This is a genomic window from Alicycliphilus denitrificans K601, assembly GCF_000204645.1.
GTDB classification, from domain to species: Bacteria; Pseudomonadota; Gammaproteobacteria; order Burkholderiales; family Burkholderiaceae_C; genus Alicycliphilus; species Alicycliphilus denitrificans.
Window position 1 is genome coordinate 4,079,128 of sequence record NC_015422.1, and the last position, 12,369, is coordinate 4,091,496.

General features: G+C 68.4%; 11 protein-coding genes. 2 read left to right on the forward strand and 9 right to left on the reverse strand.

From position 1 onward, the window contains the following. Positions 1-13: 13 nt before the first annotated feature. The 7 genes from ALIDE2_RS19400 to ALIDE2_RS19430 all read right to left on the reverse strand — a co-directional run bounded on the left by ALIDE2_RS19400 (position 14) and on the right by ALIDE2_RS19430 (position 8,465). A complete protein-coding gene (locus ALIDE2_RS19400) occupies positions 14-1,909 on the reverse strand; it encodes an autotransporter assembly complex protein TamA (protein WP_013722961.1) in 1,896 nt (631 codons plus the stop codon). A gap of 4 nt (positions 1,910-1,913) precedes the next feature. Then, complete coding sequence (locus ALIDE2_RS19405; RefSeq protein ID WP_013722962.1) at positions 1,914-3,101, reverse strand: vWA domain-containing protein; 1,188 nt, start codon at positions 3,099-3,101, stop codon at positions 1,914-1,916. A 74-nt stretch (positions 3,102-3,175) separates the two neighbouring features. Further along, on the reverse strand, positions 3,176-4,513 hold the full coding sequence (locus tag ALIDE2_RS19410; protein WP_238530054.1) for an MmgE/PrpD family protein: 1,338 nt from the start codon (positions 4,511-4,513) through the stop codon (positions 3,176-3,178). Next, positions 4,510-5,292 (reverse strand): enoyl-CoA hydratase/isomerase family protein, encoded by a 783-nt coding sequence (locus ALIDE2_RS19415; RefSeq protein WP_013520324.1) that lies wholly within the window; start codon positions 5,290-5,292, stop codon positions 4,510-4,512. The genes ALIDE2_RS19410 and ALIDE2_RS19415 overlap by 4 nt, the downstream gene beginning before the upstream one ends. Before the next feature lie 12 nt (positions 5,293-5,304). Then, complete coding sequence (locus tag ALIDE2_RS19420; RefSeq protein WP_013520323.1) at positions 5,305-6,465, reverse strand: acyl-CoA dehydrogenase family protein; 1,161 nt, start codon at positions 6,463-6,465, stop codon at positions 5,305-5,307. Between the two features lie 16 nt (positions 6,466-6,481). After that, a complete protein-coding gene (locus ALIDE2_RS19425) occupies positions 6,482-7,678 on the reverse strand; it encodes a CaiB/BaiF CoA transferase family protein (protein ID WP_013520322.1) in 1,197 nt (398 codons plus the stop codon). A 7-nt stretch (positions 7,679-7,685) separates the two neighbouring features. After that, positions 7,686-8,465, reverse strand: coding sequence for a GntR family transcriptional regulator (locus ALIDE2_RS19430; RefSeq protein WP_013520321.1), 780 nt, complete (start codon positions 8,463-8,465; stop codon positions 7,686-7,688). Positions 8,466-8,725: 260 nt separating this feature from the next. On the opposite strand from ALIDE2_RS19430, the gene ALIDE2_RS19435 reads away from it, so the two are divergent. Continuing rightward, positions 8,726-9,739 (forward strand): Bug family tripartite tricarboxylate transporter substrate binding protein, encoded by a 1,014-nt coding sequence (locus ALIDE2_RS19435; RefSeq protein WP_013520320.1) that lies wholly within the window; start codon positions 8,726-8,728, stop codon positions 9,737-9,739. Between the two features lie 15 nt (positions 9,740-9,754). Here ALIDE2_RS19435 and ALIDE2_RS19440 read toward each other — a convergent pair whose 3' ends face one another. Both ALIDE2_RS19440 and ALIDE2_RS19445 read right to left on the reverse strand, forming a co-directional pair. Then, the gene (locus ALIDE2_RS19440; protein ID WP_013520319.1) at positions 9,755-10,354 is read right to left on the reverse strand and encodes a GNAT family N-acetyltransferase; all 600 of its coding nucleotides are present in this window, start codon (positions 10,352-10,354) and stop codon (positions 9,755-9,757) included. An 11-nt stretch (positions 10,355-10,365) separates the two neighbouring features. Continuing rightward, on the reverse strand, positions 10,366-11,208 hold the full coding sequence (locus tag ALIDE2_RS19445; RefSeq protein WP_013520318.1) for an AAA family ATPase: 843 nt from the start codon (positions 11,206-11,208) through the stop codon (positions 10,366-10,368). A gap of 120 nt (positions 11,209-11,328) precedes the next feature. Here ALIDE2_RS19445 and ALIDE2_RS19450 point away from each other — a divergent pair, with 120 nt between their 5' ends. After that, the gene (locus tag ALIDE2_RS19450) at positions 11,329-11,988 is read left to right on the forward strand and encodes a c-type cytochrome (RefSeq protein ID WP_013520317.1); all 660 of its coding nucleotides are present in this window, start codon (positions 11,329-11,331) and stop codon (positions 11,986-11,988) included. The last annotated feature ends 381 nt before the right edge of the window (positions 11,989-12,369 follow it).

A 12,369-nucleotide genomic window follows, 5' to 3' on the forward strand; every position in this document is an offset into this window, starting at 1 on the left:
CACTTTTTTGATGTCAGAACGTGTAGCCCAACCGCAGGTGCAGCCGCAGCTGGCGCGATTGCAGCCCATAGCCCAGGTCGGCCTGCAGCGGGCCCACGGGGCTGCGCCAGCGCAGGCCCGCGCCCACGCCCACGCGCGCGCTCAGGTCGCCGGGCTTGTCGGCCACGGCGCCGGCGTCGATGAACATGGCGCTTTCGAAGTCGGTGCGGTTGCCGCGCACGGTGATGGGGCGCTGCCACTCCATGCTGCCCACGGTCATGTAGCGGCCGCCGAAGAGCTCGCCGTTGTTGATGCGCGCGCCTATGCTGCGGTAGCCGTAGCCGCGCACCGTGGTGTCGCCGCCGGTCAGGAACAGCTGGGTCACGGGGATGTCGGCGCCCTCGCGCGCCAGTACGGCGCCGCCCTCCAGCCGCAGCGACAGGCGGCTGCTGCGGCGCAGGTTGTTGCCCATCTCCACGCGCCCCAGGTCGATGAAGGACTGCCAGCGCAGCAGCGCGCGCAGGAACGGGTCGCGCGCGGGCCGCAGCGTGGTGCCCGCGCCGAACTCGCCCGCCAGGCCCCAGCCGCGCGTGGGGGCGGTGGCGTTGTTGAAGTAGCGCCCCGTCCAGCTGTAGTTGGCGCTGATGGCGCTGCTTGATGCGGGCGCGCCCACGCCATGGCTCTTGGCCGTGTCGTGCTGCAGGAAGTAGCTGCGATCGATGTGGTTGCCGCTCTGCGTGCGCCCGGCGCGCAGGCGGGTGCTGTCCACGTCGAAGCTGCCCGTGGCCTCGCGCTGCAGCTGCAATCCGGTGAACCAGCGCCAGCCGTCGGCGGCGGGCAGGGCGGTCCAGTCGGTGGACAGCAGCCTGCGCTCGCGGTCCAGCGCAACCTTGGTGACGGCGCGCCAGCCCAGGCCCGGCAGGCGGTTGTGGGTATGGTCCATGGACAGGCGCGGCCCGCTGTCGGTGGAGATGCCGACGCCGAAGATGAGCTTTTGCAGCGGCGCGTCGCGCACCTGCGCGACCACGGGCGTGGCCTGCGGGTCGCCGTGCCCGGTGTCGAGCGTGAGGAACACCGCGTCGTAGTAGCCGCTGCTGGCCAGGCGCTGCTGGGTGTCGAGCAGCTTGGTCTCGCTGTAGTCCTCGCCCGTGGGCAGGCGCGCGATGCGGCGCATGCCTTCAGCGTCGTAGCGCTCGCCGCCCTTGATCTGCAGCGGGCCGAAGCGGTAGGCGGGGCCGCTGTCGTAATGCACCGACAGGCGCGCCCGGGCCTGATCGGCGTCCACGTCGGCGCGGCTCTCGGCGATGCGCGCCGTGGGGTATTGGCGCTCCTGCAGCTGGCGCAGGCCCTGGGCCTTGGCCGCGTCCCAGTCCTGCTGGGTGAAGGGAGCGTCCGGCGGCAGGCCCCAGCCGCGCCGCAGCTGGGCCTGGCGGCGAGCCAGGTCCTGCGCGCCGGCGCCACCGTCGCCGGACACGGCGATGTCCACGCTGGCGATGTGCGTGCGCGGGCCCGGCAGCACGCGCACCTGCACGGTGTGCGCCGGCGTGTTCTTGTCCGGCACGGGGGTGTCGTTCAGCGTGATGGTGATGTCGGGGCTGAAGTAGCCCAGAGTGGCCAGCAGGTCGCGCACGTTGGCGTCGGCCGCGCCCAGCAGGCGCGTGAGCTCCTGGGCCTGCAGGTCGGGCAACTGGCGAAAGCGCTGCAGCTCCATGTGGCGGGACAGGTATTCGCGCACGGCGTCGTCGTCCGACTGGACGTCGAGCGCGAAGGCGTCGGGGCCGCCCGCGTCGGCGGGCCGTGTCTGGGCGGTGCTTGCGTCGTGCTCGTCCGGTGTGCCGCGCAGCACGCTGCAGCCTTGCATCAGTACGACGGCGATGGACAGAAACAGCAACGCCGGCCATCCGGCCGGCGCTGGAGGCTTGTGGAACATGCGGCTATTTTGACAAAAGCCGCATCGTCTCCTCCAGGCCCTTGAGTGACAAAGGGTACATGCGGTTGCCCATGAGCTGCTGGACGATGGCGATGCTCTGGCGGTACTGCCACACGCCCTGCGGCTCGGGGTTGATCCAGGCGAACTTCGGAAACGCGTGCGTGAGGCGCTGCAGCCACTCGGCGCCGGGCTCCTCGTTGTTGTATTCCACGCTGCCGCCGGGCTGCAGGATCTCGTAGGGGCTCATGGTCGCGTCGCCCACGAAGATCAGCTTGTAGTCCTTGTTGTACTTGCGGATGATGTCCCAGGTGGCGAACTTCTCCGCGAAGCGCCGGCGGTTGTTCTTCCACATGAAGTCGTAGACGCAGTTGTGGAAGTAGTAGAACTCCAGGTGCTTGAACTCGCTCTTCACGGCGCTGAAAAGCTCCTCCACGCGCTGGATGTGCTCGTCCATCGTGCCGCCCACGTCCATGAGCAGCAGCACCTTCACGTTGTTGTGGCGCTCGGGCACCATCTTGATGTCCAGGTACCCGGCGTTCGCGGCCGTGGCGCGGATGGTGTCGGGCAGATCGAGCTCCAGCTCGTGCCCCTCGCGCGCGAACTTGCGCAGGCGCCGCAGCGCCACCTTGATGTTGCGCGTGCCCAGTTCCTGCTGGTCGTCGTAGTCGCGGTAGGCGCGCTGCTCCCAGACCTTCACGGCGCTGCGGTTCTTGCCCGCGCCGCCGATGCGGATGCCCTGAGGGTTGTAGCCGCCGTGGCCGAAGGGGCTGGTGCCGCCCGTGCCGATCCACTTGCTGCCGCCCTGGTGGCGCTCTTTCTGCTCCTCCAGGCGCTTTTTTAGCGTCTCCATGAGCTCGTCCCAGCCCATCTTCTCGATGGCGGCCTTCTCCTCGGGGCTGAGCTCGCGTTCGAGCATCTTGCGCAGCCAGTCGGCGGGGATCTCCTGGCGGAAGTCGGTCAGCATCTCCACGCCCTTGAAGTAGGCGGCGAACGCGCGGTCGAACTTGTCGAAATGCTTCTCGTCCTTCACGAGCGCGGTGCGCGCGAGGTAGTAGAAATCGTCCAGGCTCCAGGCGTCGTCAGAGCGCGGGCCGACCACGCCGGCCTGCAGCGCTTCGAGCAGCGCGAGGAATTCCTTGACCGACACCGGCAGCTTGCCGGCGCGCATGGTGTAAAAAAAGTCGATCAGCATGGGAAGACAACCTTGATCTTCCCATTATGGGACCGAGCGGCAAGCGGCGCTTGTCATGCGCAGGACGCCGCCGGCTACCCCCCGGCATTGCCGCTGCGCGCCAGAATCGCCCGGCGCAGGGAATGCAGCAGGGAGCCCATGGGCTGGTCCATGCCCGCGGCGAGCCAGCCGGTGGCAATGGTCGCGGGCGCCGCGACCTGGCCGTTGGCGGCGCAGTCGACCCATTTGGCCAGCAGGTCTTCGTCGGTGACCGGGTCCTGCAGGGAGCCGGGCGCCCAGTCCACCAGGATGGCGTCGCTCCAGCCCGGGCCGGTGATCGTCACCCGTACTGGCGCCGTCTCCAGCGGCTCGTGCGGGCCGGGCCGCTCAGCAACACGGACCTGGCGCATTTGGGGCAGCAGCGCGCCGCGGTTGGCGGCGGCATCGCTGAAGCTGGCCAGGCCGACGTGTCCGTCCACCCATGCCGCGGCGGCGCAATAGGGGGCGCTGAACTTGGCCTGCAGGCCGGTTCGCGGCTGTGGGTACTTGAGCGGCGCCACGCTGCCATGGGGAAGCAGCAGGTCGATGGCCACGGGCGCGTCGCCCGCCTGCGGCGGGTGGCGCTCGCGCAGGCGCTGGATGCCCGCGATCATGCGGTGCGTCAGGTAGCAGCTGGGATAGCGCTTGACCTCGAACCCCGGCGCCAGCACGGCCCAGGGCGTCAGGGCGTCCCAGCGTGGCGGATCGAGCCTGGCCCCGCCGGCAAATGCTTGTGCGAAGCCGGCGAGGGCATCGTCGCTCGCAGTGGCGCCCGCGCGTGCCAGGCCCACGGCGCGAATGGCGGCGCTGGCCGCGAAGCCCACGTGCAGGGGCTTGGTGTCGGTGCCGAAGTTGGCGCGCAGGCCGCAGGCCGAGCTGGCCGCGATCGACAGCGCCGTGCGCCACTGCGCCACGGGCAGGCGCAGCAGGTAGGCATAGGCGGCGGCCGCGCCCACCACGCCCAGCGTGCCGGTGGCGTGAAAGCCCAGCGCATAGTGGCCGAATCCCAGCCAGGCGCCCAGGCGCAGCATGGTTTCCGTGCCCACGAGGTGGGCCGCGAGCAGGTCGGCCAGCGTGACCTCGCCCTCCGCGCGGTCGATCCCCGCGAGCAGCGCCGACACCACGGGCGCGCTGGGGTGGCAGGTGGCGAGCATGCAGACGTCGTCGTAGTCCAGCGCATGCGATGCGGCGCCGAGCACGAGCGCCCGGTGCTCCGCGCCGGCCGTGTCGGCGGCCTGCGCGGCGGCGCGGGCGGCGGGCTCGCCGGCGCCGCCCACCATGCAGGCCAGGGTGTCGAGCCAAGCGCGGCGGGCATGTTCCATCGCGGCCACCTCGATGGCCGGGGCGCGCCGCGCGTAGATCGTCTCGGCCAGGCTCCAGAAATCGGTGTTCACCTTTGAGTCCATTTCGGCTCCCTTTTTTCGTTGAATGCGCGTATGCCTTCGATCCGGTCTTCCGAGCGCACCAGCAGGTTGTGGAATGCCAGGTCGAGGGCGTAGCCGCTGCGGAAGTCGCAGTCCGCCCCCTGCTGTAGCGCGACCTTGGCGGTGCGGATGGCCATGGGGGCCGCGCGGGCGATCTCGCGCGCGAGCTCCAGCGCGCGCGGCAGGTGCATGCCCGCGGCCACGCATTCGTTCAGGACGCCCCATTCGTGCGCCTGCCGCGCATGCACGCGCGCGCCGCTGAAGAGCATCTGCTTGGTCTTGCGCACGCCGATGGCGCGCGTGAGGTTCTGCAGCCCGCCGCCGCCGGGCAGGAAGCCGCGCTTGACCTCGGGCAGGGCGATGTCGCAGGTGTCGTCACCGATGATGAAGTCGCACATCAGCGCCAGCTCGATGCCACCGCCGTGCGCGATGCCGTGCATGGCGGCGATCACGGGCCGGGGGAAGTCGCGGATCTGCAGCAGCACGTCCTCGATGAGCTGGTGCTGCGCTGCCCAGTCCGCGTCGCTCATGCCGTTGCGCTCCTTGAGGTCGCCGCCGGCCGAGAACGCGCGCGGGCCGGCGCCCTGAATGACGAGGCATGCCAGCGTCGTGTCGTAGGCCAGCTCGCGCAGCAGCGCCCACAGCTCGCGCCACATGGCGGTGTTCAAGGCGTTGAGCACCTCGGGGCGGTTCAGCGTCAGCACCGCGACGCCGGGGCTGGCGTCTTTCTCGAACAGCAGGGTTTCCATGGTGGATTTCTCTCAATAAGAACGTGGCATGTCCAGCAGATGCTGGGCGACGTAGGCCAGCACCAGGTTGTTGGAAATCGGCGCGGTGCGGAGCAGGCGCGTTTCCTTCCACTTGCGCTCGATGTCGTACTCGGTAGCCACGCCGTAGCCGCCATAGGTGGTCATGGCGGCCTCGGCGGCCTCCCACGAGGCCTCGGAGCACAGGTACTTGGCCATGTTGGCTTCGCCGCCGCAGGGCTGCTCCTGGTCGAACAGCGTGGCGGCCTGGTTGCGCATGAGTTCAGCCGCGCTGAGGTTCATGTGCGCTCGTGCGATGGGGAAGGCCACGCCCTGGTTGGCACCGATGGGCTTGTCGAACACCACGCGGCCGGTGGCGTAGGTGCGCGCGCGCTCGACGAACCACTTGCCGTCGCCCACGCATTCGCTGGAGACGAGCAGGCGCTCCGCGTTCAGCGAGGACAGCAGGTAGCGAAAGCCCTGGCCTTCCTCGCCCACGCGCCATTCGTCGGCCACCTCCAGGTTGTCGATGAACACCTCGTTGGTGTGGTGGTTGAGCATGGTGTCGATGGTGCGCGGCTGCAGCGCACGGCCGGCCTTGGCGATGTCCACCAGGAACAGGCTCAGGCCGTCGGTCTTGCGCGCCACGTCCTCGTAGGGCGTGGTGCGGGCCAGCAGCAGGTACATGTCGGACTGGCGAAAGCGCGAGGTCCAGATCTTCTGGCCGTTGATGACGTAGCCGCCATTGACCTTCTTCGCGAAGGTCTTGATGCGCAGCGTGTTGGAGCCGGCGTCGGGCTCGGTCACGCCGAAGGCCTGCAGGCGCAGGTCTCCCGTGGCGATGCGCGGCAGGATGGCCTGCTTCTGCGCCGCGCTGCCGTGCTGCAGCACGCTGGCCATGGTGTACATCTGCGCGTGGCAGGTGGCGGCGTTGCCGCCCTGGCGGTTGATCTCCTCCAGGATCACGCAGGCGTCCAGCAGGCCCAGGCCGGAGCCGCCGTACTGCTCGGGGATCAGGGCAGCGAGCCAGCCGGCCTCGGTCATGGCCGCCACGAACGCATCGGGGTAGGCCTCGCGCGCGTCGCAGTCGCGCCAGTACGCATCGCCGAAGCGGCGGGCCAGCTCGCCCACCGCGGCGCGGATCTCCTGCTGGGTGCTCGAATACGCGAAATCCATCATGTCTCCTTGTCGGTCAAATCTGTACGGCGCCGCTGTGCACCAGCTGCGCAATGCGCGCCTCGCTCATGCCGGCGGCACGCAGCAGGGCCTGCGAATCGGCGCCGACGCGCGCGCTCAGGTGGCCGGCGAATTCGCGCGTGCCGTCGAAGCGGATGGGCGTGCCGATGGCGTTCAGGGGCTGGGCCGGACCATCGTCCCAGTCCAGCGGGCGCGCCATGTCCACGGCCTGGATCTGCGGGTCCTGCATCACCTGCGAAAGGTCGTGTACGGGGCTGACCGGCACGCCCTGCGCCTCCAGCCGCTCGATGATCTGGGCCACCTTCAGCCTGCCCGTGGCGGCCTCCAGCGTGTCGTGCACCAGGTCCCGGTGCTTCACGCGCTCGGCATTGGTGGCGAAGCGCGCGTCCCCGGCCAGGTCGCTGCGCTCCAGCCCATGCAGCAGTTTGTGGAACAGCCGGTCGTTGCCGCAGCCGATGAACACCTGGCCGTCCGCGCACTGGAACACCTCGTAGGGCATGAGCATGGCGGTGGCCGAGCCCATGCGGCGCGGCAGCTTGCCGCTGGCACTGTGGTTGGCGATGGGGTTGGTCATCCAGGCCAGGCCGGTCTCCAGCAGCGAGGTGTCGATGCGGCAGCCGCGGCCGCTGTCCTTGCGTTGCGAGATGGCCGCGGCGATGCCCAGCGCCGACCACAGCGCCGTGCCCATATCGACCATGGACACGCCCACGCGGGCGGGCGGCAGCCCCTCGTGACCGTTGACGGACATGATGCCCGAGTAGGCCTGTATCAGCGGGTCGTAGCCGGGAAAGGCCGCGCGCGGTCCGCTCGTGCCGTAGGCGCTGATGGCGCAGTAGATCAGGCCGGGGCGGCCTTCGGCCAGGGCCTCGTAGCCCAGCCCGCGCTGCTCGGCGCTGCCGGGCTTGAGCGAGTGCACGAAGACGTCGTCGGGCCGCAGCAGACTGGCCAGCAGGGCCTGCCCATCCGGGTGGTCCAGGTCGATCGCCAGGCTCCGCTTGCCGCGGTTGAAGGTGGCATAGGTGGGTGACATGGCCTCGCCGATGTTCGGGGCCCAGTGGCGCGTGTCGTCGCCGGCGCCGGGGCGCTCGATCTTGATCACGTCCGCACCGAGGTCGGCCAGCACCTGGGTGCAGTAGGGGCCGGCGACGTTCTGCGTGAGGTCTATGACGCGTTGTCCTGCCAAGGGCTTCATGGGGCTTTCATTCCTGGTGTGGTGAGGATTGCGTGATGCCGCCGCTCGATACGTGGCGCAGCGTGACGGCGTACTGGAAGCGGTCCTGCGGATGCAGCGAATCGGTCACCTCCAGCAGGGCGCGCTGATGGCCGTAGTACCAGCGCTGGATGCGCAGCAGCGGCTCGCGCGTCTTGCAGCGCAGCAGCGTGGCCTGCTCGCGCGTGGCGATGCTGATGCCTATGACTTGGCGCACCTCGCTGACCATGCGGCCGTGCAGCCGCTGCACCTCGATGAACACCGGCAGGCCGGAGCGGCCGGAGGCTTCGATGGCCGGCTTGCTGGCCTGCGGCACCCAGACGGAGGACAGGACGATCGGCGCATCTTGGTCCGCGGCCGTGCGCAGCGTGCGGGCCATGCACCAGGTCTCGCCGGCGCCTGCGCCGATCCATTCGGCCGTGGCCTCGTCCAGCGTGACGTCCTTGACGCCGAGGATGCGCACCATGGTGTTGCGGGCGTACAGGGCCAGCTCCGAGATGTTCTGCAGCGAGTGCGATGGCGTCAGCTCCGGCTTGCGCCGCAGCACGCGCGTGCCCACGCCCTGATGGCTGGCCACCAGCCCCATCGACTGCAGGTCCGCCAGCGCCGCGCGCACCGTGTGCCGGCTCACGCCCAGTTCGGCGCAAAGGGAGGATTCGGCCGGCAGCATGGCGCCGACGGGCCACAGGCCGCATTCGATGCCGCGCAGGATGTGCGCGCGGACGTGGCCGCGTTTGCCTGCATGGGACGGTGGATGAGGTACGGACATCGGGAAGAGGGGCGCTGCTTGTACGGACAAGCTTCGCGGCTTGTGCCGTTTCATGAGGTTCGGGGTAACCCGGTCTTGTCCGGTAGCCGCCGTACAAGTCGGGGTTGTCCCGCAAGGGAGGCGAAAAACCGATTTCTATACTGCCCTGGGCTTCGACGGAGGCCTGTTCCAGGCCCGGCCACACATCTGCGGACGAGGTGCCATATACAACAGAGACAACGGCCGATGGCGCGAGCCATGCGGCTTTTCAGGAGCTTTCCATGTCCCTCGATCTCGAACAATCCCGCCGGGCGATGGGTCGCCGCGACCTGCTGGCCCTGGGCGCCGCTGCCCTGGCCGCCCATGCCTTGTCGGCGCGCGCCAGCGAGGCATGGCCCGCCAAGCCCATCCGCATCATTGCGGGGCAGGCGCCGGGCTCGTCCAACGACTCCACGGCGCGGGCGTTCGCCGACTACGCTGCGCAGAAGCTGGGCGTGCCCGTGGTGGTGGAAAACAAGCCGGGCGGCCTGGGCATGATCGCCGCCGAGAGCGTTGCCCGGTCGACCCCTGACGGCTATACGCTGCTGCTGTCGCTGCACAGCCAGCCCGCGCAGGCGCCGGCCCTGCTGAAGAAGCTGCCGATCGACACCGACAAGGACTTGCTGCCCATCGCGGCCATGGGCGTCGGCCCGGTCGTGGCCGTGGTGAACAAGGACTTTCCCGTGCAGACGCTGGAGCAGGCGATCGCCTATTCCAAGAAAAAGCCGATCAATGTCGGCAACTACTCCATCGGGTCGGGCTGGCAGCTGATGCTGGCCCAACTGGCCAAGGACACCGGCGGGCAGTTCAACGTCGTCAACTACAAGGGCACCGGCGCCATGCTGATGGACCTGTACGCCGGCACCATCGATATGGGCGCAGGCTCGCTGGCGGGCATGGGCGCGGGCCTGGACAAGGGCGCAGTCAGGCCGGTGGTGATCACCGTCGGCGACAAGTCGCGCCGGCTGCCGGGCATTCCGCGATGGGTCGATGCCGGCTTCAAGGGGCCGGCCTATGAAGACCTTGCCGAATGCAACATGCTGTTCGCCCCGGCCGGCACGCCGCCCGAGGTGGTGCGGCGCTTGGCCGATCTGTTCACGTCGTCGGTGAACGAGTCTCCGCGCATCAAGGCAGTGCGTGAAACGCTGCACGAGGAAGGCCCGATACTCACGGGCGACCCGCTGCGCCAGTTCATCCAGCGCACCTGGCCGAGCTACCGGCGCCTGACGCGCGAGCTGAACCTGGTGGTGGACTGACCTGCGGCGCTTTCGTCAGGCGCTCTCGTGGCGCCCCAGCAGGTAGAGCAACTGCGCCCTGGTCTCGGGCCACTCGCCGCTGCGCATGCTGTACATCACCGTGTCGCGGATGGTGCCGTCGCGGCGCAGCGCGTGGCCGCGGATCACGCCATCCTTCTTCGCGCCCAGGCGCTCGATGGCTTTTTGCGAGGCGAAGTTGTAGTTGTCGGTGCGCCAGCCCACCACGTGGCATTGCAGCGTGTCGAACGCGTGGCCCATCATGAGCAGCTTGCACGTGGTGTTCACGTGGCTGCGCTGCACGCTCCTGGCGTACCATGTCCAGCCGATCTCCACGCGCCGCACGGCGGGCAGGATGTCGTGGTAGCTCGTGCTGCCGAGCACGCGGCCCGTGGCCTCGTCGATCACGGCGAAGGCGAAGCGGCTACCTTCCTCGCGCATCTTCAGCGCGGTCTCGATGTAGGCGCGCGTGTCCTGCGGCTCGGGCACGGAGGTGACGCGCAGCTTCCATAGTTCGCCGTCGGCGGCGGCTGCGGCGATGCCCGCCTCGTGTTCGAGCGCCAGCGGCTCCAAGCGCACGCCGCGCCCGCGCAGGATGATGGGTTCCACGAAGGTCATGGCGCGCGCCTTCAGCGGTTGCGCTGGTTCATGAACACCAGCTTTTCGAACAGGCTCACGTCCTGCTCGTTCTTGAGCAGCGCGCCCACGAGCGGCGGCACGGAGACCTTGTTGTCGGCGCTCTGCAGCGCTTCGAGCGGGATCTCCTCGGCCACGAGCAGCTTGAGCCAGTCGATGAGTTCGCTGGTCGAGGGCTTCTTCTTCAGGCCCGGCAGACCGCGCACGTCGTAGAAGGTCTTCATCGCCACGGTGAGCAGTTCGCTCTTGAGCGTGGGGAAGTGCACGTCGACGATCTTCTTCATCGTCTCGGGCTCGGGGAACTTGATGTAGTGGAAGAAGCAGCGGCGCAGGAAGGCGTCGGGCAGCTCCTTTTCGTTGTTCGAGGTGATGAAGACCAGCGGGCGGTGGCGGGCAGCGACCATCTCGCGCGTCTCGTAGCAGTAGAACTCCATGCGGTCGAGCTCGCGCAGCAGGTCGTTTGGGAATTCGATGTCGGCCTTGTCGATCTCGTCGATCAGCAGCGCGACGGGCTGCTCGGCCGTGAAGGCCTGCCACAGCACGCCCTTGACGATGTAGTTGTGAATGTCCTTGACGCGCTCGTCACCCAGCTGCGAATCGCGCAGGCGGCTCACCGCGTCGTACTCGTACAGGCCCTGCTGCGCCTTGGTGGTGGACTTGATGTGCCACTGCAGCAGCGGCATGTCGAGCGCCTGCGCGACCTCCTCGGCCAGCATGGTCTTGCCCGTGCCGGGCTCGCCTTTGACGAGCAGCGGACGCTGCAGTTTGATGGCGGCGTTGACGGCCAGCATCAGGTCTTGCGTGGCAACGTAATTCTGTGAACCTTGGAATTTCATGGGCCTTGGCTTGAAAATAGGGAAATCGTTGATGAATGGGCTTGACAGGCGCTGCCTATAATCGTCTGCGATGCAGAAGACGGAGACAACCACAACCAATCGATTGATTGTGCGCGCAAAATGAAAAAGACACTGACCACGCTATTCGGCCTGTCCGTCGCCTGTGCGACCAGTTTGCTCCATGCCGAGGAGATCAAGGGAGACGCCAAGGCCGGGGCGGGCAAGATCGCCATGTGCATCGGCTGCCATGGCATTCCGGGCTACCAGGCGAGCTTTCCACAGGTGCACAAGGTGCCCATGATCTCGGGGCAGGGCGCCAGGTACATCGCCTCGGCGCTGGAGGCCTACAAGAAAGGCGAGCGCAAGCACCCCACCATGCGCGGCATCGCCGACACGCTGACCGAGCAGGACATCGCCGACGTGGCTGCCTACTATTCGGAGCATGGCAAGCAGGGCGAGCTGCCGGCCAAACCCGCGCGCGAGCCCGATGCCCAGGTGGCGCAGCTGCTGCAGAAGGGTGCCTGCGTGTCCTGCCACGGCGAGAACTTCGCCAAGCCCATAGACCCGTCCTACCCCAAGATCGCGGGCCAGTATGCGGACTACCTGTTCGTAGCCCTCAAGCAGTACAAGAACGACCAGGGTGCGTACGTGGGTCGCTCCAACGCCATCATGGGCGGCATCGCCAAGCAGTTCACCAACGCCGAGCTCAAGGCGCTGGCGGGCTACGTGAGCTCGCTCCAGGGCGATCTGCAGGTGGTGCCCGAGTCGCGCTTCCGCTGACCTTCGTCCGGTCAGGCGGCGAACCCGCAGGCGCTGCGGGTTTTCTTTTTCCAATCGCGAAAGCCGGCATCCATCCGAGGGGCATCATTGCCCGCAACAGGGTCATTTGTTACAGTGACGCCCATGCGCTTCCCTGCTTCCATCCCCTGCATTCGTACCGCCCGGCTGGCCTGTGCCACGGCCGCGCAGGCGCGTGCGCTGCGCAAGCAGGGCGTCTGGCAGCCCGCATACTCGGCCTGATCGCCAAGCCCGCCAGGCCCGGCGTCTCCCGCACGCGCGCCTCGCACATCCTCCCCTAGCGTCTTCACTGCCCGTACTGCGGCCCTGTGCTTCCGGGCAGGGGCGCGCGCATGTCCGCTGCATGCGCCCACGGCCCGACGA

What these genes read in the sequence shown, in the direction of transcription:
- ALIDE2_RS19400 (WP_013722961.1), bottom strand. Translation starts at nt 1,909, where the DNA reads ATGTTCCACAAGCCTCCAGCGCCGGCCGGATGGCCGGCGTTGCTGTTT.
- ALIDE2_RS19405 (WP_013722962.1), bottom strand. Translation starts at nt 3,101, where the DNA reads ATGCTGATCGACTTTTTTTACACCATGCGCGCCGGCAAGCTGCCGGTG.
- ALIDE2_RS19415 (WP_013520324.1), bottom strand. Translation starts at nt 5,292, where the DNA reads ATGGAAACCCTGCTGTTCGAGAAAGACGCCAGCCCCGGCGTCGCGGTG.
- ALIDE2_RS19420 (WP_013520323.1), bottom strand. Translation starts at nt 6,465, where the DNA reads ATGGATTTCGCGTATTCGAGCACCCAGCAGGAGATCCGCGCCGCGGTG.
- ALIDE2_RS19425 (WP_013520322.1), bottom strand. Translation starts at nt 7,678, where the DNA reads ATGAAGCCCTTGGCAGGACAACGCGTCATAGACCTCACGCAGAACGTC.
- ALIDE2_RS19430 (WP_013520321.1), bottom strand. Translation starts at nt 8,465, where the DNA reads ATGTCCGTACCTCATCCACCGTCCCATGCAGGCAAACGCGGCCACGTC.
- ALIDE2_RS19435 (WP_013520320.1), top strand. Translation starts at nt 8,726, where the DNA reads ATGTCCCTCGATCTCGAACAATCCCGCCGGGCGATGGGTCGCCGCGAC.
- ALIDE2_RS19440 (WP_013520319.1), bottom strand. Translation starts at nt 10,354, where the DNA reads ATGACCTTCGTGGAACCCATCATCCTGCGCGGGCGCGGCGTGCGCTTG.
- ALIDE2_RS19445 (WP_013520318.1), bottom strand. Translation starts at nt 11,208, where the DNA reads ATGAAATTCCAAGGTTCACAGAATTACGTTGCCACGCAAGACCTGATG.
- ALIDE2_RS19450 (WP_013520317.1), top strand. Translation starts at nt 11,329, where the DNA reads ATGAAAAAGACACTGACCACGCTATTCGGCCTGTCCGTCGCCTGTGCG.